The organism is Mongoliimonas terrestris (assembly GCF_001927285.1).
GTDB classification, from domain to species: domain Bacteria; phylum Pseudomonadota; class Alphaproteobacteria; order Rhizobiales; family Pleomorphomonadaceae; genus Chthonobacter; species Chthonobacter terrestris.
In genome coordinates this window covers 133,648-154,136 of sequence record NZ_MSIG01000002.1, presented here as the reverse complement: position 1 = coordinate 154,136, position 20,489 = coordinate 133,648, and the positions used below count along the sequence as shown (strand labels likewise).

General features: G+C 69.7%; 15 protein-coding genes. 13 read left to right on the top strand and 2 right to left on the bottom strand.

Annotated elements, in window-relative coordinates; translation table 11 throughout:
* Positions 1 to 1,274: 1,274 nt before the first annotated feature.
* Positions 1,275 to 1,976 (top strand): phosphatidylserine decarboxylase, encoded by a 702-nt coding sequence (locus BUQ68_RS03160; RefSeq protein WP_075214489.1) that lies wholly within the window; start codon positions 1,275 to 1,277, stop codon positions 1,974 to 1,976.
* A gap of 41 nt (positions 1,977 to 2,017) precedes the next feature.
* On the top strand, positions 2,018 to 2,932 hold the full coding sequence (locus BUQ68_RS03155) for a CDP-alcohol phosphatidyltransferase family protein (protein WP_075214488.1): 915 nt from the start codon (positions 2,018 to 2,020) through the stop codon (positions 2,930 to 2,932).
* A gap of 41 nt (positions 2,933 to 2,973) precedes the next feature.
* On the opposite strand, the gene BUQ68_RS03150 is transcribed toward BUQ68_RS03155, so the two are convergent.
* Entirely contained in the window at positions 2,974 to 3,186 is a 213-nt protein-coding gene (locus BUQ68_RS03150; RefSeq protein WP_139315133.1) for a hypothetical protein, read from the bottom strand.
* 237 nt (positions 3,187 to 3,423) lie between these two features.
* On the opposite strand from BUQ68_RS03150, the gene BUQ68_RS03145 reads away from it, so the two are divergent.
* The 8 genes from BUQ68_RS03145 to cysN all read left to right on the top strand — a co-directional run bounded on the left by BUQ68_RS03145 (position 3,424) and on the right by cysN (position 13,548).
* Entirely contained in the window at positions 3,424 to 3,738 is a 315-nt protein-coding gene (locus tag BUQ68_RS03145) for a hypothetical protein (protein ID WP_075214486.1), read from the top strand.
* 141 nt (positions 3,739 to 3,879) lie between these two features.
* Entirely contained in the window at positions 3,880 to 4,794 is a 915-nt protein-coding gene (gene puuE, locus BUQ68_RS03140; RefSeq protein WP_075214485.1) for an allantoinase PuuE, read from the top strand.
* 261 nt (positions 4,795 to 5,055) lie between these two features.
* Positions 5,056 to 6,660 carry a peptide ABC transporter substrate-binding protein gene (locus tag BUQ68_RS03135; RefSeq protein WP_095407264.1) on the top strand — a complete coding sequence of 535 codons (1,605 nt, stop codon included), beginning with the start codon at positions 5,056 to 5,058 and terminating at the stop codon, positions 6,658 to 6,660.
* Positions 6,661 to 6,825: 165 nt separating this feature from the next.
* The gene (gene oppB, locus BUQ68_RS03130) at positions 6,826 to 7,749 is read left to right on the top strand and encodes an oligopeptide ABC transporter permease OppB (RefSeq protein WP_075214484.1); all 924 of its coding nucleotides are present in this window, start codon (positions 6,826 to 6,828) and stop codon (positions 7,747 to 7,749) included.
* Between the two features lie 11 nt (positions 7,750 to 7,760).
* On the top strand, positions 7,761 to 8,891 hold the full coding sequence (locus tag BUQ68_RS03125) for an ABC transporter permease (RefSeq protein WP_075214483.1): 1,131 nt from the start codon (positions 7,761 to 7,763) through the stop codon (positions 8,889 to 8,891).
* A gap of 1 nt (position 8,892) precedes the next feature.
* On the top strand, positions 8,893 to 10,518 hold the full coding sequence (locus tag BUQ68_RS03120) for an ABC transporter ATP-binding protein (protein ID WP_075214482.1): 1,626 nt from the start codon (positions 8,893 to 8,895) through the stop codon (positions 10,516 to 10,518).
* Between the two features lie 205 nt (positions 10,519 to 10,723).
* Positions 10,724 to 11,632, top strand: a complete 909-nt coding sequence (cysD, locus tag BUQ68_RS24140) for a sulfate adenylyltransferase subunit CysD (protein ID WP_075214481.1) — start codon at positions 10,724 to 10,726, stop codon at positions 11,630 to 11,632.
* Positions 11,632 to 13,548 (top strand): sulfate adenylyltransferase subunit CysN, encoded by a 1,917-nt coding sequence (cysN, locus tag BUQ68_RS03110; RefSeq protein ID WP_075214480.1) that lies wholly within the window; start codon positions 11,632 to 11,634, stop codon positions 13,546 to 13,548. The genes cysD and cysN overlap by 1 nt, the downstream gene beginning before the upstream one ends.
* Positions 13,549 to 14,057: 509 nt before the next feature.
* Here cysN and BUQ68_RS03105 read toward each other — a convergent pair.
* Positions 14,058 to 15,350 (bottom strand): capsule biosynthesis protein, encoded by a 1,293-nt coding sequence (locus BUQ68_RS03105; RefSeq protein WP_075214479.1) that lies wholly within the window; start codon positions 15,348 to 15,350, stop codon positions 14,058 to 14,060.
* Positions 15,351 to 15,602: 252 nt separating this feature from the next.
* Here BUQ68_RS03105 and BUQ68_RS03100 point away from each other — a divergent pair, with 252 nt between their 5' ends.
* The 3 genes from BUQ68_RS03100 (at position 15,603) to BUQ68_RS03090 (ending at position 20,488) form a co-directional block, all read left to right on the top strand.
* Positions 15,603 to 16,913, top strand: a complete 1,311-nt coding sequence (locus BUQ68_RS03100; RefSeq protein WP_075214478.1) for a capsule biosynthesis protein — start codon at positions 15,603 to 15,605, stop codon at positions 16,911 to 16,913.
* Entirely contained in the window at positions 16,913 to 17,701 is a 789-nt protein-coding gene (locus BUQ68_RS03095) for an SDR family NAD(P)-dependent oxidoreductase (protein WP_075214477.1), read from the top strand. The genes BUQ68_RS03100 and BUQ68_RS03095 overlap by 1 nt, the downstream gene beginning before the upstream one ends.
* 270 nt (positions 17,702 to 17,971) lie before the next feature.
* The gene (locus BUQ68_RS03090) at positions 17,972 to 20,488 is read left to right on the top strand and encodes a cation:proton antiporter (protein ID WP_075214476.1); all 2,517 of its coding nucleotides are present in this window, start codon (positions 17,972 to 17,974) and stop codon (positions 20,486 to 20,488) included.
* Position 20,489 lies beyond the last annotated feature (1 nt).

Here is a 20,489-nt window from a genome sequence, read left to right as displayed (position 1 = left end):
GGACCACCCACGCCTTTTCCACCCACCACCGCAGCACTGCGTGGCTGGTCCGGCTGAACCGGACCATGACAAGTGCGCAGTGGGAGTGACGGTTGCGCGCATTTCTCGGGCCGCATTGCTGCCGACCCTCACCACCGCCTCGACCTCGTCATGGTCCGGTTCAGCCGGACCACCCACGCTTTTTCCACCCGCCCCCGCAGCAATGCGTGGCTGGTCCGGCTGAACCGGACCATGACGATCGCGCAGTGGGAGTGACGGTTGCGCGCATCTCTCGGGCCGCATTGCTGCCGACCCTCACCACCGCCTCGACCTCGTCATGGTCCGGTTCAGCCGGACCACCCACGCTTTTTCCACCCACCCCCGCAGCAATGCGTGGTTGGTCCGGCTGAACCGGACCATGACGAGTGCGAACGATCCGGTCGCGTAAGGAAACGGCGGCCACAGCCCCGCAACCCGCAAGCCGCCACCCCCCCCAGGTTGGTCCGGCTGAACCGGACCATGACGAGTGCGAACGATCCGGTCGCGTAAGGAAACGGCGGCCACAGCCCCGCAACCCGCAAGCCGCCACCCCCCCCACCCGTCATCCCGACGAAAGTCGGGATCCAGCCGACGCCGCACCCCGCCTCACCGGCGCCAATGCCCCCGCCGACGGTTGGACCCCGGCGTCCGCCGGGGTGACGTCCATGGGCAGGGCGTGGAAGCGCTCCGCCAACCCCCCCATCCCGTCATCCCGACGAAAGTCGGGATCCAGCCGACGCCGCACCCCGCCTCACCGGCGCCAATGCCCCCGCCGACGGTTGGACCCCGGCGTCCGCCGGGGTGACGTCCATGGGCAGGGCGTGGAAGCGCTCCGCCAACCCCCCAATCCCGTCATCCCGACGAAAGTCGGGATCCAGCCGACGCCGCACCCCGCCTCACCGGCGCCAATGCCCCCGCCGACGGTTGGACCCCGGCGTCCGCCGGGGTGACGTCCATGGGCAGGGCGTGGAAGCGCTCCGCCAACCCCCCAATCCCGTCATCCCGACGAAAGTCGGGATCCAGCCGACGCCGCACCCCGCCGCACCGGCGCCAATGCCCCCGCCGACGGTTGGACCCCGGCGTCCGCCGGGGTGACGTCCAAACGCAGGTCGTGGAAGCGCTTCGCCACCCCGCCAAGCCCCCCGCCAAGCCCCCATCCCCCTCCACCCCCGACCCCACCCCCGCCTTCCCAACCCCCCCATTCCATGCCAAAGGGATGGACCTTTTCACGCCCCTCGCACGTTGATCGCCCCGACATGTCCATTTTGAACTCGATCACCAATGCCGTGCCGCCGATCCATCCGGAAGGGCACAAGTTCATCGCCATCTTCGCGGTTGCCACCGTGCTCATCGGCTGGTTCGTGGATCCGCTGTTCTGGATCGGCCTCGCGCTCACCATCTGGTGCACGCTGTTCTTCCGCGATCCGGTCCGCGTCACCCCGGTGGCGCCGGGGCTGGTGATCAGCCCGGCGGACGGCAAGGTGTCGTCGGTCGGTCCGGCGGTTCCGCCGGCGGAACTGCAGCTGGGTTCGGCGCCGCTCCTGCGCATCTGCGTCTTCATGAACGTGTTCGACGTGCACGTGAACCGCGCGCCGGTCACCGGCCGCATCCGCCGCATCGCCTACCGGGCCGGCAAGTTCATCAACGCCGAGCTGGACAAGGCGAGCGAGGACAACGAGCGCAACGGCGTCGTCCTGGAAATGCCCGACGGCCGCGCCGTCGGCGTCGTGCAGATCGCCGGCCTCATCGCCCGCCGCATCGTCTCCTTCACCCGCGAGGGCGAGAGCCTGACCGTCGGCGACCGCTTCGGCCTCATCCGCTTCGGCTCGCGGGTGGACGTCTACCTGCCGGCCGGGTCGGTCGCCAAGGTCGGCGTCGGCAGCCGCGCGGTGGCGGGCGAGACGGTGCTCGCCGACCTCGCCGGCACCACGCCCACCCCCGCCATGCGCGCCACCTGACGCGCACGCCCGTCGCCCACCGCCAGCAAGGATCGCACCCCGTGGCCACCATCTTCCCGCCCGTCGACCCGTACGACACGCCGCGCCCGAAGCGCCGGCGCGCCGTTCGCGGCATCCCGGTCCGGATGATCATCCCGAACGCGGTCACCCTGCTCGCCCTCTGCTCGGGCCTCACCTCCATCCGCATGACGATCGAGGGTCGCTGGGAAATCGCCGTCTACGCCATCCTGGTTGCGGCGGTGCTCGACGGGCTCGACGGGCGCATCGCCCGCTACCTGCGGTCCACGTCCCGCTTCGGCGCGGAACTGGACAGCCTCGCCGACTTCCTCTGCTTCGGCGCCGCGCCGGCCATCCTCCTCTACGGGTGGATCCTCTCCGGCGTGAAGTCCTTCGGCTGGCTGGCGGCCCTGGTGCTCGCCATCGCCATGGCGCTCCGGCTCGCCCGGTTCAACGCCATGCTGGACGTGGAGAAGCCCGCCTGGCAGGGCAATTTCTTCACCGGCGTGCCGGCCCCGGCCGGCGCGCTGATCGTGCTCCTGCCGGTCTATCTTTCCTTCGTCGGGCTCGAGATCCCGCCCGCCGCCGCCCCGCTGGTGATCGCCTACGTGATCCTCATCGCCTTCCTGACGGTCAGCCGAATCCCCACCTACTCGGGCAAGAGGATGGCCCGCATCCGCCGCGAATACGTGCTGCCGGTGCTGGTCGCCCTTGTGATCCTCGTCGGCCTCATCGCCAGCTTCCCGTTCGAGATGCTGACGGCGATCGTGCTGGCCTATCTCGCGGCGATCCCGTTCGGCTGGCGGCGCTGGAACCAGCTTGCCCGCCAGCATAACGCCCGCGAGGAGGAGGTGACCTTCGACAGCGACGGCGAGGGCATCCTCGACGCCGACCCTGACGACACGACCGCACCCCGCGCTTCGAACCCAGAGGGCGCGAACCGTCCAGCGTCGTCCTGAATGGGCTGACCGTCGGGCGGTGTGGCGGGCGGCGTCGCCCGTCAGGCGAAGCCGGATGCGGCGGATTCCGCCGCGCGCACCCGGTCGGCAAGCCGCGTTTCCGGGAACACCGCCCTCAGGATCCGCAGAGCCTCCGGGCCTGACGTCGGCCGCGCGACCCGCAGGTGTTCGCGCATGCGCGTGACGGGGCAGGGCGCACCGCCGTCGTCCGGCGTCGGTGGCGTGGCATTCGTGTAGAGGTTCGCCATGCTCACGACCGCCTTTCGAGCGCGTCCGGATCATGCGGGTGCGGCCGCGCCAGACCTTTTGCCGACGCCGCCATGCCCGCGACTGTAAGCGTGAACGCGGCCGCGACCAAATCGATCCATGCGACATTCACGTCTGCTGATTGATAACCGCCCGGCACCCCCTAGATGAGAGAAGCAGATGACGGAACGTTCCGGCGCATGGGATGTTGACGGACCATCGAGCTTCTAGCGGGATCATCGATCATGCGACGCCATCGCCTGCTTCACCTCCTTGCCGTCAACGGCCTCGCCGGAACCGTCGCGGGCATCGTTGCCGCCGCGGGCCTCCTCCTCCTCAACGTCGGCGGCCTCGGCACGCTGGTGGCGGGCGCCGAGGAACCCATTCTCCCGGTCGCCCTGATGACCTTCGGCTTCGTCGTCACCCTGGCAAGCGTCGCCATGGGCAGCGCCATCATGCGCATCGGACAGGACGGCGAGGACCGCCCCGAAGGCCACCTCATCCCGATCCGGATCGAGACCGACGAGGAACTCGCCCGCCGCCGCCGCCGCATGCGCTGAGCCGGCGGCCGGACCGGACCGCACGGGCGTCGCCACCCCCGGGCGGCATCGCGCCCGGCAGCCCTCTGCGCCCTCAGGTCTCTTGCAAAAACCGTTGCCTTGTCCGACGTTACCGCACGCGCGAACGGACGAGAGGGCACGATGGACGCCAGCTATCCCCGGGACATGATCGGCTACGGACGCACGCCGCCTGAGGCCGCCTGGCCCGATGGCGCGAATGTCGCCGTGCAGTTCGTCGTCAACTACGAGGAGGGCGGCGAGAACAACGTCCTCCACGGCGACGCCGCGTCGGAGGCCTTCCTCAGCGAGATCGTCGGTGCCGCCGCCTGGCCGGGCCAGCGGCACATGAACATGGAGTCGATCTACGAATACGGCTCGCGAGCCGGCTTCTGGCGGCTCTGGCGCCTGTTCACCAGCCGCAACGTGCCCGTCACGGTCTACGGCGTCGCCACCGCGCTCGCCCGCAACCCGGAGGCCGTGGCCGCCATGAAGGAGGCCGACTGGGAGATCGCCAGCCACGGCCTGAAGTGGATCGACTACAAGGACTTCTCCTACGAGGAGGAGCGCCGCCACATGATGGAGGCGATCCGCATCCACGAGGAGGTCACCGGCGCGCGCCCGCTCGGCTGGTACACCGGCCGGTCCTCCGAGCACACTACGCGGCTCGCCGCGGAGGAGGGCGGTTTCCTCTATTCGTCCGACAGTTACGCCGACGACCTGCCCTACTGGATCAAGGGCCCGAACGGCCCGCACCTGATCATCCCCTACACCCTCGACAGCAACGACATGCGGTTCGCCACTAACCAGGGCTTCAACACCGGCGACCAGTTCTTCACCTACCTGAAGGACGCGTTCGACGTGCTCTATGCCGAGGGCGAGGCCGGCGCACCGAAGCTCCTCAACGTCGGCCTCCACTGTCGCCTCGTCGGCCGGCCCGGCCGCGCCGCCGCGCTCGCCCGCTTCGTCGACTATGTGCTCGGCCACGACAAGGTCTGGCTGCCTCGCCGCATCGACATCGCCTGGCACTGGACCGCCCACCACAAGCCGGCGGTCTGACGGCGGTTATCCCCAGCTCTGCGCAACAGCACGCAACCGCAGCGCGGTTTCGAGAAATCATATTCCAATTGCATAAGGCAGAAGCGATCCATTTTCTGTGACCTAGCGTCATCTCGACGACTTGCCCACACAATTCGCTTGCCGAACGAAATGATCGTTCTACGCTGTGCGGGTCTCGCCGGAGGGCGGCACGTCAGGGGCAGGCCGCGCACCAAGACGCGGCTGGGCCGATCCTCCGGTCACGAAGAAGGAGGTCCATTCATGCGTCTCACCATCCTGCCGCGCCTCGTCGCGGCGGCACTCCTCGCCGGCTCCATGCTGGGCGCGTCGTACGCGCCCGCCGCTGCCGAGGTGGTCTACAACCGCGGCAACGACGGCGATCCGGAGACGCTGGATCCCCAGCTCACCTCCACGGTGGCCGAGGCGCACATCATGCGCGACCTCTTCGAGACGCTCGCCGTCTACAACGCCAGCGCCGAGCCCATCCCCGGCGCCGCCGCCTCCTGGGAGACCTCCGCCGACGGCCGCACCTGGACCTTCAAGCTGCGCGAAGGGGCCGTCTGGTCCAACGGCGACCCGGTGAAGGCGTCCGACTTCGTGTTCGGCTGGCGCCGCATCCTCGACCCGGCGACCGGCGCCGAGTACGCCTCCATGCTCTACCCGATCAAGGGCGCGCTCGCCTTCAACAAGGGCGAGGGTCCGGCCGAGGACGTCGCCGTCACGGCCATCGACGACACCACCCTGGAAGTGGTCCTCGACGGCCCGACCCCCTACTTCATCGAGATGCTGACCCATCAGGCGACCGTGCCGTTGCACCAGCCCTCGGTCACCCAGTTCGGGGCCGACTGGTCGAAGCCCGGCAACATGGTGTCGAACGGCGCCTACACGCTCGTCTCCGCCACGCCCGGCGACAAGGTGGTGCTGGCCAAGAACCCGCGCTTCCACGGCGCCGCCGATGTGCAGATCGACACCGTCAACTACATCCCCTTCGAGGACCGTGCCGCCTGCGTGCGCCGCTTCGAGGCGGGCGAGATCGACAGCTGTTCGGACCTGCCGGCCGACCAGATGGCGCAGATGCACGAGAAGTTCGGCGATCAGGTCCGCACGCCGCCCTACCTCGGCACCTACTATTTCCCGATCAAGACCGACAAGGCGCCCTTCGACAACCCGAAGGTCCGCCGCGCCCTCGATCTTGCCATCGACCGCGAGTTCCTGGCCGACGAGATCTGGTCCGGCACCATGCTGCCCGCCTATTCCTTCGTGCCGCCGGGCGCCGCCAACTACGAGAACGGCCCGACCGTAGACTACAAGGACATGGCCCAGCTCGACCGCGAGGACGAGGCGAAGAAGCTGATCGAGGAGGCCGGCTTCGGCCCCGGCAACCCGCTGAAGCTGGAGATTTCCTACAACACCAGCGAGAACCACAAGAACACCTCCACCGCCATCGCCGACATGTGGAAGACGGTGCTCGGCGCCGAGGTCACCCTCATCAACCGCGACGCGGCCAGCCACTACGCGTATCTGCGCCAGAAGGGCGACTATGACGTGGCCCGCGCCGGCTGGATCGCCGACTACAACGACGCGGAAAGCTTCCTCGGTCTTCTGAAGTCCAACAATCCCGGCTTCAACTACGCCAACTACACCAACGAGGAGTTCGACAAGCTGATGGCCTCCTCCTACCAGGAGGCGGATCTTGCCAAGCGCGCCGAGATCCTCAAGGCGGCCGAGGCCATCATCCTGAAGGACACGCCGAACCTGGCGCTCCTCTACTACTCCTCGCACACCCTCTATTCGCCGAAGCTGACCGGCTGGACGGACAACATCATGAACGTCTACCCGACCCGCTTCCTGAAGCTCGACAAGTAAGGCCGGCAGCCGGGCCGGGGAGGGCGCCTCCCCGGCCCGCACCGGACCGCGCGCGCGTCCCGCCCGGCGCGCGCCGCGTCCGCCGTTCGTCGCGTCCCGGATCGTCGGGCCGATCGCACACCGATCCCGATCCGCCCGACGCCGCCGCCTGCTGGAGGCCCGCCGATGCTCGCCTTTGTCCTTCGCCGTTTCCTCGGCGCCATTCCGACGCTCTTCGTCATCATCACGGCGTCCTTCTTCATGATGCGGCTCGCCCCCGGCGGCCCCTTCAACCTCGATCGGCCGCTCGACCCGACCGTGATGGAGAACCTCAACCGGATCTTCCATCTGGACGAGCCGCTGTGGTCCCAGTACCTGCGCTATCTCGGCAACCTCCTCACCGGCGACTTCGGGCCGAGCTTCGTCTACCGCGACTTCTCCGTCGGCGATCTCTTCGCCAACGGCCTGCCGGTCTCCCTGCAGCTCGGCGCCGGTGCCATCCTCCTCGCGCTCGTGGTCGGCGTCGCCATGGGGGTCTACGCGGCGCTCCGGCAGAACTCGCTCGCCGACTATCTGGTCGTCGCCACCGCCTCCATCGGCACCACCGTGCCGACCTTCGTGGTGGCGCCGCTCCTCTCCCTGGTGTTCGGCGTCTGGCTCGGCTGGCTGCCGGCCGGCGGCTGGGGCGACGGGGCGATCCTCAACAAGATCCTGCCCATCGTCACCCTGGCGCTGCCGCAGATCGCCGTCATCGCCCGGCTCACCCGCGGCGCCACCATCGAGGCGCTCCGATCCGACCACGTGCGCACCGCCCGGGCCTACGGCCTCCCGGCCCGCTCGGTGGTCATCACCCACACGCTCCGGGCCTCCATCCTGCCGGTCGTCTCCTACCTCGGCCCGGCCGCGGCGGCGCTCGTCACCGGCTCCATCGTGGTGGAGACCATCTTCGGCATCCCGGGCATCGGTCGCTTCTTCGTCCAGTCGGCCCTCAACCGCGACTACACGCTCGTCATGGGCACCGTGGTGGTGATCGCCATCTTCGTCGTCGTCTTCAACATGATCGTCGATCTCCTCTACGCGTGGCTCGATCCGCGCGTGCGGCTCGACTGAGGCGCCCCGCCATGTCCGTCACCGAAACCGCTGCCCCGCTGCCCGCCGCCAGCAAGGGCCGATCGCTCTGGCAGGACGCCTGGCGCCGCCTCCGGCGCAACCGCGCTGCCGTCGCCAGCGCCGTCGTCCTCGCCCTCGTCACCGTCCTCGCCGTCGTAGGCCCGTCGCTCACCCCCCACGCCTACGACGCGGTCTACGCCAACTACGTGCGCGTCCCCGCCAGCCTGGAGCCCTATCCGCGCGCCGAGGAGATCGAGCCGGAGCTGCGCGCCACGCTCCGCCGCGCCCGGGTGGAGGTCGGTGCCGTCGTCATCGAGGACGGCATCGCCCGCGCCGCCCTCACGTCGACCGGCGAGATCGACCCGCGCATCACCCGTTACGTGGAGCGCTCCAACCTCTTCACCAACGCCGCCGTGGTCGACATCGCGCCCGACCAGCGCTCCGCCACCCTGACGGCCGACGTGCAGCAGGTGCGCTTCTACCTTGGCACCGACGGCAACGGCCGCGACATGCTGGCCCGCATCCTCGTCGCCACCCGCATTTCGCTCGCCATCGGCATCCTCGCCACCGCCGTCGCCCTCCTCATCGGCGTCACCTATGGCGCCGCCGCCGGCTATTTCGGCGGCCGGATCGACGGCGTGATGATGCGCATCGTCGACGTGCTCTACTCGCTGCCCTTCGTCTTCTTCGTCATCATGCTGGTGGTCTTCTTCGGCCGGAACTTCGTCTTGATGTTCATCGCCGTCGGCGCCATCGAATGGCTCGACATGGCCCGCATCGTCCGCGGCCAGACTCTCGCCCTGAAGCGCCGGGAGTTCGTCCAGGCGGCGGAGGCGCTCGGCGTCGACAACGTCGGCATCCTGAAGCGTCACATCATCCCCAACACCCTCGGGCCGGTGGTCATCTACATGACCCTGATGGTCCCGCGCGTCATCATCCTGGAGAGCTTCCTCTCCTTCCTCGGCCTCGGCGTGCAGGAGCCGCTGACCAGCCTCGGCGTCCTCATCGCCGAAGGCGCCCGCAACATCGAGGGCGCCACCTGGCTGCTGGTCTGGCCGGCGCTCGCCCTTGCGCTCGTGCTCTTCTCGCTGAACTTCCTCGGCGACGGCCTGCGCGACGCCCTCGACCCGAAGGACCGCTGACGTGACCGAACCCGTCCTCTCCGTCTCCGGGCTCCACGTCCGCTTCGACACCCCCGACGGCGACGTCCACGCCGTCAAGGGCGTCTCCTTCGCCGTCGCCCGCGGCGAGACCGTCGCCATCGTGGGCGAATCGGGCTCCGGCAAGAGCCAGACCATGATGGCCCTCATGGGCCTCCTCGCCTCCAACGGCCGGGCCGAAGGTTCCGCCCGCTACCGCGACCGGGAGCTGGTCGGCCTGCCGCTCAAGGCGCTCAACACCATACGCGGCTCCAAGATCACCATGATCTTCCAGGAGCCCATGACGTCGCTCGACCCGCTCTACCGGGTCGGCCGCCAGATCGCCGAACCGCTCATCCACCATCGCGGCCTCTCCCGCGCCGCCGCGAAGGCGCGCGTGATCGAGCTTCTCCACCTGGTCGGCATCCCGGAGCCGGAGCGGCGCATGCGCAGCTATCCGCACGAGCTCTCCGGCGGCCAGCGCCAGCGCGTCATGATCGCCATGGCGCTCGCCAACGAGCCGGACGTCCTGATCGCCGACGAGCCCACCACCGCCCTCGACGTGACGATCCAGGCCCAGATCCTCGACCTCCTCGCCGAGCTGAAGGCCCGCCTCGGCATGGCGATCGTCTTCATCACCCACGATCTTTCCATCGTCCGCCGCTTCGCCGACCGGGTCGTGGTCATGAAGTCCGGCGAGGTGGTCGAGGAGGGGGCCGTCGCCACCCTCTTCGCCGCGCCGGCGCATCCCTACACCCGCATGCTCCTCGCCGCCGAGCCCACCGGCCGCAAGGCGCCGCCGCCGGACACCGCCCCGGTCCTCCTGGAGGGCCGCAACGTGGAGGTCGCCTTCAAGCTCGGCGGCGGCTTCCTCTCCGGCCCGCCCGTCGTCCTCAAGGCCGTGGACGGCGTCACCGTCCGCCTCGTGCGCGGCCAGACCATCGGCATCGTCGGCGAATCGGGCTCCGGCAAGTCCACCCTCGGGCGGGCGCTTCTGCGCCTCAACCACGGCACCGGACAGATCCGCTTCGAGCACTACGACATCTCCCACGCCGACCGCCGCGCCATGCGCCAGCACCGGCGCGAACTGCAGCTCGTCTTCCAGGATCCGTTCGGCTCGCTCAGCCCGCGCCTCACCGTCGGCCAGATCGTCACCGAGGGCCTGCTCGTCCACGAGCCGCAGCTCTCCGGCGCCGAGCGCGACCGGCGGGCCGTCGCCGCCATGGAGGAGGTCGGCCTCGACCCGGCCACGCGCAACCGCTACCCGCACGAGTTCTCCGGCGGCCAGCGCCAGCGCATCGCCATCGCCCGCGCCATCATCCTGAAGCCCAAGGTGGTGGTGCTCGACGAGCCCACGTCCGCCCTCGACCGATCGGTGCAGAAGCAGATCGTCGATCTCCTCCGCGACCTGCAGGCCCGCTACGGCCTCTCCTACCTCTTCATCAGCCACGACCTCGCGGTCGTGCGCGCCATCGCCGACCACATCCTCGTCATGAAGTCCGGCAAGGTGGTGGAGGCCGGTCCCACCGAAGCCATCTTCGACGCGCCGCAGCATCCCTACACCCGCACCCTGATGGCCGCCGCCCTCGGCCACCACCCGGAGCCAGCCCGCGCGCCGCGCCTCGCCTGACACCTGTGCAGGCGCGTCCGCGCCGGTCCGCCGGCCACCCGCGCGGGCCGCGTTCCAACACCCCCGGCAACGTCGGAAAACTATTCTCCGAAGCGGCCTTGCGCGATGGCCGGCGACCTTGTGGCCTCCCCGTCCGGCCATGTATCCCTCAAGCCACTGCCGCCGGCCGCCTCGCGCCGGCGCCCTGGGGTCCGAGGGGAATGTCGTGTCTGCCAATCGTCTGACGCACCTGAAGCGTCTGGAAGCGGAGTCCATCCACATCATCCGGGAGGTCGCCGCCGAGTTCAAAAACCCGGTGATGCTCTACTCCATCGGCAAGGACTCCTCGGTGATGCTTCATCTGGCGATGAAGGCCTTCCACCCGTCCAAGCCGCCGTTCCCGCTCCTCCACGTGGACACCACCTGGAAGTTCCGCGAGATGGTGCGCTTCCGCGACGACACCGCCAAGCGCCTCGGCCTCGACCTCATCGTGCATACCAACCAGGACGGCGTGCGCGACGGCATCACGCCCTTCACCCACGGCTCGTCCGTCTACACCGGCGTCATGAAGACCGACGCCCTCAAGGCGGCGCTCACCCGCTACGGGTTCGACGCGGCCTTCGGCGGTGCCCGCCGCGACGAGGAGAAGAGCCGCGCCAAGGAGCGCATCTTCTCCTTCCGCACGAAGACCCACGCCTGGGACCCAAAGAACCAGCGGCCGGAGCTCTGGAAGCTCTACAACGCCCGCGTCAAGCCGGGCGAATCTATCCGCGTCTTCCCGCTGTCGAACTGGACCGAGCTCGACATCTGGCAATACATCCTCAGCGAGGCCATCCCCATCGTGCCGCTCTACTTCGCGGCCGAGCGCCCGGTGGTGAACCGCGACGGCATGCTCATCATGGTGGACGACGACCGCCTGCCGCTCCACCCCGGCGAGACGCCGGAAATGCGCCGCATCCGCTTCCGCACCCTCGGCTGCTACCCGCTCACCGGCGCCATGGAGAGCGACGCCGCGACCCTGCCGGAGATCGTCCGCGAGATGCTGCTCGCCCGCACGTCGGAGCGGTCCGGCCGCCTGATCGACCACGACGAGGCCGCCTCCATGGAGAAGAAGAAGAAGGAGGGCTATTTCTGATGAGCGCTTCCGAAGCCCCCGATTTGGCGACCCTCGACGTCGCCGCCTTCACCGACTATCTCGCCCGCCACGAGAAGAAGAGCCTCCTGCGCTTCCTCACCTGCGGGTCCGTCGACGACGGCAAGTCCACCCTCATCGGCCGGCTCCTCTACGACACCAAGCTGCTCTTCGAGGACCAGCTGAAGAGCCTGGAGCGCGACAGCCGCCGCCACGGCACCGTCGGCGAGGACATCGACTTCGCCCTCCTGGTCGACGGCCTGGAGGCCGAGCGCGAGCAGGGCATCACCATCGACGTGGCCTACCGCTTCTTCGCCACGGACCTGCGCAAGTTCATCGTCGCCGACACCCCCGGCCACGAGCAGTACACCCGCAACATGGCGACCGGCGCTTCCAACGCCGACCTCGCTGTCATCCTGGTGGACGCCCGCCACGGCATCCTCACCCAGACGCGGCGCCATTCCTTCATCGTCTCCCTGCTCGGCATCCGCCACGTGGTGCTGGCCGTGAACAAGATCGACCTCGTCGACTATTCCAAGGATGTGTTCGACCGCATCGTCGCCGAGTACCGCGCCTTCGCGGCCGACTTCGGGTTCGAGACGCTGCGGCCCATCCCGCTCTCGGCCCGCTTCGGCGACAACGTGCTCGACCCCGGCCCCAACCTCTCCTGGTACGACGGCCCGACCCTCGTCCGGCACCTGGAGACGGTGAACGTGGAGGACGACACGCTCGCAAAGCCCTTCCGCATGCCGGTCCAGTGGGTCAACCGCCCCAACCTCGACTTCCGCGGCTTCTCTGGCACCATCGCCACCGGCCTGATCCGCCCGGGCGATCCGATCGTGGTGGCGAAGTCCGGCCGCGCCTCCACCGTCAAGGCCATCGTCACCTACGACGGCGACCAGCCTCAAGCCCAGGCCGGCGAGGCCGTCACCCTGACGCTTGCCGACGAGGTGGACATCTCCCGCGGCGACGTGCTGACCACGCCCGACCACCGCCCGGAGGTCTCCGACCAGTTCGCCGCCACCCTCATCTGGATGGCCGACGAACCGCTCCTGCCCGGCCGCTCCTACCTCTTCAAGCTCGGCACCAAGGTCGTCTCCGGCCAGATCACGGAGATCAAGCACAAGACCGACGTCAACACCTTCAGCAAGCTGGCGGCGAAGACCCTCGCCCTCAACGAGGTCGGCGTGGTCAACGTCGCGCTCTCCGAGCCGATCGCCTTCGACCCCTACGCCGACAACCGCGACACCGGCGGCTTCATCGTCATCGACCGCCTGTCCAACCTCACGGTCGGCGCCGGCATGGTGTCCTTCGGCCTTCGCCGCGCCACCAACATCCACTGGCAGGCGCTCGACGTCTCCAAGCAGTCCCGCGCCTTCCTCAAGGGCCAGCGCCCGGCGGTGCTCTGGTTCACCGGCCTCTCCGGCGCCGGCAAGTCCACCATCGCCAACCTGGTGGAAAAGAAGCTCCACTCCCTCGGCCGGCACACCTACACGCTCGACGGCGACAACATCCGCCACGGCCTCAACAAGGACCTCGGCTTCACCGACGCCGACCGGGTGGAGAACATCCGCCGCGTCGCCGAGACCGCGCGCCTCTTCGTCGACGCCGGCCTCATCGTCCTCGTCTCCTTCATCTCCCCCTTCCGCTCCGAGCGCCGCCTCGCCCGCGAACTGGTGGCCGAAGGCGAGTTCGTGGAGATCTTCGTCGACACGCCCCTTTCCGTCGCCGAAACCCGCGACCCGAAGGGCCTCTACAAGAAGGCGCGCCAGGGCCAGATCAAGAACTTCACCGGCATCGACAGCCCCTACGAACCCCCCGAGACCCCCGAACTCCGCCTCGACACCACGAGCGGCACGGCGGAGGACCTCGCCGAACAGATCGTCGCGTACCTGGAAACCCACGACTACGTCATCTGACGGGGAGGGGGCGTCGGGGAGTGGATGGTCGGGGGAGGGGCGTGCGCACGAGAGCCGCCACGATCGTCATGGTCCGGTTCATCCGGACCACCCACGCATTCGTCAGCCCCAGGAACAAGCGTCGCTTGTCCGGATGAACCGGACCATGACGGGCGAGGGTGCGGTGACGGGCGAGGGTGCGGTGACGGGCGAGGGTGCGGTGACGGGCGAGGGTGCGGTGACGGGCGAGGGTGCGGTGACGGGCGAGGGTGCGGTGACGGGCGAGGGTGCGGTGACGGGCGAGGGTGCGGTTGCCCCGTTCCCGCCATCCGTCCCCAAGGTCGTCACCCCGGCGAAAGCCGGGGCCCAACCGTCCCTCCCATCACCCGCACCGTCCCGGCACGCGCCCGCTGTCGGCTGGATCCCGACTTTCGTCGGGATGACGGTAGAAGGGGGTCCGCCGGTTTGCGCCGAGGAAAGCGTCGATGGTCCGCGTCCCGCAGACCGCGAGACGAGCGCCCCCCAACCCCCTACCGGATCGGCACGCCCATCGCCCGCGCCTTGTCCATCCGCGGCAGGTCGTCCACGTAGGCGCCGGGCTGGTTGACCCGGTCCTCGGCCACCCGGCGCACCACCTCGGCCACCGCCGCCACCCGCCCCGCCTTCTGGTAGAACGAGCCCTTCACCTGGATGGTCGCCGCCATCAGGCGCACCAGCGCCTCGCAGAGCTCCATGTCCACCGGCGCCGGGGTGCGCCAGAACGTGTCGAGCGGGCCCTGGTGGGTCAGCCCCTCCACGTCGAACACCGCGATGCCCAGCACCTTCGTCGGCCGGCCGAGCCGGAGCGACTGCAGCCCCACGGTGGAGTTGACCACGATCACGCCCTTGGCGTGGGCGAGGAGCACGCCAAGGTTGCCGCCCTCGATCAGGATCACCCGGTCCGCCACCCCGTGCTCGGCGGCGAGCCGGCGCACCACCTTCGGCCAGTTCTCGTAGCCGTTGTCGAGCGGATGGGTCTTGATCACCAGCCGGTCGCCCGCCGCCGCCTTCGCCTTGAACGAGCCGATCACCTCGTCCAGCATCTGGGAGAGGTGCGGGTAGGGCGAGTTGGCGCGGATCTGGTAATCCATCTGCAATTGCAGGGCGACCAGGAAATAGGGCGTCTTCATCCTCTCCAGCCGCTCCACCACCGCGTTCGCCCGCCGGATCGCCGCCCGCGAGGTCGCCAGCCGCTTCAGCCAGGTCAGGTAGTCCACGAAGGGGTGGTAGTATTTGTCGGCGGTGTAGAACGGATAGAGCGGCCGCAGGAACTCCGAGGCGAGGTTGTAGGTCACCTCGTACCAGGCCTCCTCGTTGAAGCCGTGGCTGTAGAGCTGCGCCGTCTTGGCCGGCGGCACGATGGCGCCGAAGCGGCGGATCGTGTCCGGGTCGCTCGGAAAATGGGAGTAGACCCCCATGCCGCCGCGCTCCAGCGTCAGCCAGTCGGGCCTGAGATACCCGAACTCCATCGCATAGGCCCGGATGCCCACCCGCTCGGCCACCGCCTTTGCGGCCACGTGGTAGGGATGCCGGTCCGCGAAATAGAGGATGTCCGTCACCCCCTCGCGCTCTACGAGGGCGGTCAGCCAGGCCGGCCAGGCGGCGAGGCGGCCCCGATAGTCGTGCGCGCCCTTGCGGCGCCACAGCACCCGGTCGCCCATGCAGAGGTTCACCCGCACGGTGCGGTGGCCGGCGGCTTCGAACCCGTCGGCGAGGTCGGCCCAGAAGGGGGTCGGCGGTCCCTGCAGGAAGAGCACTGTGCGGAGGCCGTCAGCCCTGGTCATGCAATCCTCTGGCCTGAAGCCTGGCGGTCGGCGCACCCTGGTCCGCGCTTCGGTGCCTGTCGGTAGAAGTCGCCCCGCGCGTTGTCAATGGCGCCTTCCGGCCAAATCGGCTATAGGCCCGAAGCCGCACAGACGCACCGGTCCGGCGCGCCATCCGGCTCCCGCGCGGCGTCTCCGCCACCCGGCGCGCGCCGCCGGATCCGCGCCACCCCGGCCCGCCCCGCAATCCCCGCCGGAACCCTCCGTCCGCCGATGGCCCCGCCCACCTCCCGCACCGTCCTCTTCCTGCAAGGCCCGGCGTCGCCCTTCATGGCGCGCGTCGGCGCGGAGGTGATGGCCGCCGGCCACAGGGTGCTGCGAATCAACCTCTCCGTCGGCGACGAGCGCTGCTGGCGCCTGCCCGGCTCCACCGTCATCCCCTACGCCGGCCGGCCGGAGGCCTTCGCCCCCTTCGTCGCCGCCGTCCTCGACGACCACGCCGTCACCGACCTCGCCCTCCTCGGCGACTGCCGGCCGCACCAGATCCTCGCCATCGCCGAGGCCCAGCGCCGCGGCGTGCGCATCCACGCCATCGAGCACGGCTATTTCCGCCCCGACTGGCTGACCGTGGAGCGGGACGGCATGTCCTCCTTCTCCCACGTGCCGCGCGACCCGGAGACCATCCGCCGCCTTGCCCCCGGCCTGCCGGACCCGACCTTCGAGCCGCTCGCCGCGGCAAGCTTCCTCACCTATGCGGTGTGGGATGTCGCCACCAACCTCTCCAGCGTCGTCCTCAACCCCTTCGCCTATCCACACTACCGCCACCACGCCCTCCACCACCCCCTGGTGGAATACGGCGCGACGCTCCTGAAATTCGCCCGCGCCAGGGCCGAGCGCCGGCACCTCGAGCGCGTCCTCGCCGACCTCAAGGCCCGCGACCAGCCCACCTGGCTCGTCCCCCTCCAGCTTGCCACCGACTTCCAGATCCGCGTCCACAGCCCGTTCCCGCACCTCTACGACGCCGTCCGTTGGATCGTCCGCTCCTTCGCCCAGAACGCCCCGGCCGATCATCTCCTCCTCTTCAAGGTCCACCCGCTCGACAACGGCCTTGCCGGCTGGCGCCGCCGCATCGCCCGCGAGGCGCGCGCGGCCGGTGTCCCCGCCCGCGTCCACGTGGTCGACGGCGGCGACCTCGACGCCCTGATCCGCGCCGCCGAGGGCGTCGTCACGGTCAACTCCACCGTCGGCATCAACGCCATCCGCGAGGGCCGGCCGCTGATCGTCCTCGGCAACGCCGTCTACGACGTGCCCGGCCTCGCCTTCGAAGGCCCGCTCGCCGCCTTCTGGCGGGAGGCCGAGGCGCCCGACCCGGATCTCGCGCGCGACTTCCTCCGCGTCCTCGCCCACACCACCCAGGTGCGCGGCGGCTTTACGGCCGAGCGCGCCATGGCGATCGGCGCCGCCAACGTCGCCGCCCGCATCCTGGAGGAAGGCGCGCGTCTCCCCCCCATCGCCCCGCAGGATCGGTCCAACCCGGTCTTCCGCCGCCGCGACGAATGGCTCGCCGAAAGGGACAAGCCCTGATGCAGACCCGCTTCTCCTCCGTGGTGCTCACCGGCGCCTCCAGCGGCATCGGCGAGGCGCTCGCCCGCGAACTTTCCGCCCCCGGCGTCACCCTCCTCCTCATTGCCCGCGACGAAGCGCGCCTGGAGGCCGTCGCCGCCGCCTGCCGCGCGAAGGGCGCCACCGTGGAGACCGCCCGCGTCGACGTCCGCGACGCCGACGCCATGCGCCAGGCCCTGGAATCCTTCGACACCCGCGTCCCCGTCGACCTCGTCATCGCCAACGCCGGCGTCTCCGCCGGCCTCACCCCCGGCCACGGCCCGGAGGCGCCCGGCGTCAGCCGCCGGCTGATGGAGATCAACTACGCCGGCATGCTCCACACGGTGGAGCCGCTGCTCCCGCGCTTGATCGCCCGCCGCGCCGGGCGCATCGCTCTCGTCTCCTCCCTCGCCGGCCTCCGCGCCCTGCCGGACATGCCCTCCTACTCGGCCACCAAGGCCGCCGTCCGCGGCTACGGCATCGCGCTCCGCGGCTGGCTCGCCCGCCACCACGTCGGCGTCACCCTCATCTACCCCGGCTTCGTCACCTCCCCCATGTCCGCCCGCCACGCCGGCGCCCGCCCCTTCGAAATCCCCGCCGAAAAAGCCGCCACCCTCATCCACCACCGCCTCAAATCCGGCCACCGCGTCATCGCCTTCCCGTTCCCCCTCGCCGCCGGCATCTTCCTGGGAAACCTGCTGCCGCCATGGCTATCGGACCTCACGATGCGGCCGTTCGAGGCGGAGGTAAGGCCGGATGACGGGAGGTGAGGGGGGGAAGGAGGCCGACCTTTTGGATGACACCGGATGAGCATGGAAGCGAGCCGGCTCCCATCTGAACCTTCCCCGCAAAGAGTGAGACGTAGCCGAAGGCTGCAGCAGGCCAGTGACTGCGAAGGCCGGTGGTGGCCCGATGAGCTGGATCGGGTTGTCTTTTCCTCGCCCCCTCTTCCGTGCCAACCCATTGGCGCACCTGCATCCATCATATAAAAACTCCCCTCACCATCGCCCCACCTCGCGGGCGCCGCCGGGGGGCATTGCATGGACGTTCCGTCGCTGGTCTTCGTGTTCGCGGGGCTCCTGGTGGTGATCGCGTTGGCCGAGCCGCTGGCCGGGTGGCTGCGGTTGCCGTCGAGCGTCATCCTGGCGGCGGTCGGGATCGGGGTGGGCGTGGTGTCGGCGGTGCTCATCCACGGCGGTGTGCTGCCGGGCGACAGCGAGATTGCGCGCTTCTTCGCCGATCCGCCGATCGGGTCCGACGTCTTCATCACCGTCTTCCTGCCGACGCTGCTCTTCCATTCCGCTCTCGGCATGGACATGCAGCAGCTCGCCGACGACATCGTGCCGGTGCTCATGCTGGCGGTGATGGCCGTGGTGGTGGCGACCCTGGCGATCGGCTTCGCGCTCTGGCCGCTGGCGGGGGTGTCGCTGGTCGCCTGCCTGCTCCTCGGCTGCATCGTCGCGACCACCGACCCGGTGGCGGTGATCGGCATCTTCAAGGACGTGGGCGCGCCGGAACGGCTGGTCCGGCTGGTGGAGGGGGAGAGCCTTCTCAACGACGCCGCCGCCATCACCATGTTCGTGGTCTTCACCGCCCTCCTCACCGGCGCCCCCGGCATGGACGGCACCCTGGTGGCGATCGACTTCGTGGTCATCCCCGCCGGCGGCGCGCTCGTCGGCTTCGTCGCCGCCCGGGCGGTCGCCGGCCTGATCGGGGCGATCGGCGACAACCGGCTGGTGGAGGTCTCCCTCAGCCTGGCGCTGCCCTACCTTGCCTATCTGGTGGCCGAGGAGATCTTCCACCTCTCCGGCGTCATCGCCGTGGTGGCCGCCGGGCTGACGCTGGCGAGCGCCGGACCGGCGCGCACCACCCCTGCCGCCTGGCGCTACCTGAAGGACATCTGGGACCAGCTCGCCTACTGGGCGTCGACCCTCATCTTTCTTCTTGCATCCATCTTGATCCCGCGACTCCTCGGCGGTGTCGACATGGGCGACTTCGTATTGCTGACAGTGCTCGTTGTAGCGTCACTTGTAGCGCGGTGGGCGATACTTTTCGCTACATTGCCCTTACTTGCGCGCTACAGGTTGTCCCCCGAAATCTCCCGCCCCTACCGGCTTGTGATCCTTTGGGGGGGCCTGCGCGGCGCCGCCACCCTTGCGCTCGCGCTCGCCGTCACCGAGAACAGCGCCATGCCGGCAGAGGTCACCCGCCTCGTCGCGGTGCTGGCCACCGGCTTCACCCTGTTCACCCTCCTCGTCCAGGGGCTGACCCTCCGCCCCCTCATGCGGGGCCTCGGCCTCGACCGGCTGACCCCCGTCGACCAGGTGCTGCGCGACCGGACGGTCGCCGTCGCGTACGGCCAAGTGGCTGACGTGATTGGCGAAACCGCCGCGCGTCACCAGTTCGCCGCGGCCCCGGCGGCGGCCCTCGTCGCCGACTACCGGGCCCGCAGCACGGCTGCCCGCGGCGCCGCCGAGGCGACCTCGCTCCTTGCCGTCGACGACCGGCTCGCCCTCTCGCTGGTCGCCGCCGCCGGGCGCGAGCAGGACCTCGCGCTCGACCACGCGGGCGCCGGCACGGTCAGCCAAGCCCTTGTGGACAGGCTGCTTTCCGGCGCGCGCAGCCTCCTCGACGCCGCCCGTCTGCGCGGTGCCGACGGCTATCGGGACGCCGCCCTGAAGGCGCTCGCCTTCACCTGGCGGGACGATCTCGCCTACCGGATCTATGCAACCTTCAAGATCCAGCGCTGGCTCGCCAGGCGGCTGGAGGACCGGTTCGAACTCCTCCTGATGACCCGGATCATCCTCGACGCCCTCGACCCCTTCGTCGACCGGGAGGTGGTCCCGGTGTTCGGCGCGGAAACCGGCGAGGCCCTCCGGGCGGTGCTGAAAGCCCGGAAAACCGCCGTTCTTGGCGCCCTTGAAGCGCTTCGCCTCCAGTATCCGGACTATGCGGACGCCCTGGAGCGCCGCTTCCTCGCCCGCTTCGGGCTCTCCCTGGAGGCCCAGGAGATCGACGCCCTCCACCGCAGCGGCCTCGTCAACGCGGAGGTCCACCGCGACCTCTCCCGCGCCGTCACGGTCCGGCGGGCGGAGGCGGACGCCAAGCTCAGCCTCGACCTCGGGCTCGACACCGACACCCTGGTCGCCCGCCTGCCGCTCTTCGCCGCCTTCTCCGAAAGCCAGCGCCGGGAGGTTGCCCGGGCCTTGCGGCCGGTCCTGGCGCTTCCTGGCAAGCGCTTGATGTCAAAGGGAGAACGGGGAGACGTCGCCTATTTCATCTCGTCCGGCGCGGTGGAGGTGGACACCGGCCGCGCGCTGATCCGCCTCGGCCGCGGCGACGTCGTCGGCGAGATGGCGCTCCTCACCCACCTGCCGCGCTCCGGCGACGTCACCGCCATCGGCTACTGTTCTCTCCTCGCCCTGTCCCGCCGCGACTTCGACCGCTTCCTCGCCGGCCATCCGGCGCTGGAAGCCCACGTTCGCCAGATCTCCGAGGACCGGCGACGGCAGAACATCCTACCCGCCGCGGGCGCATCCGGATGCGAAAAATCTTGAA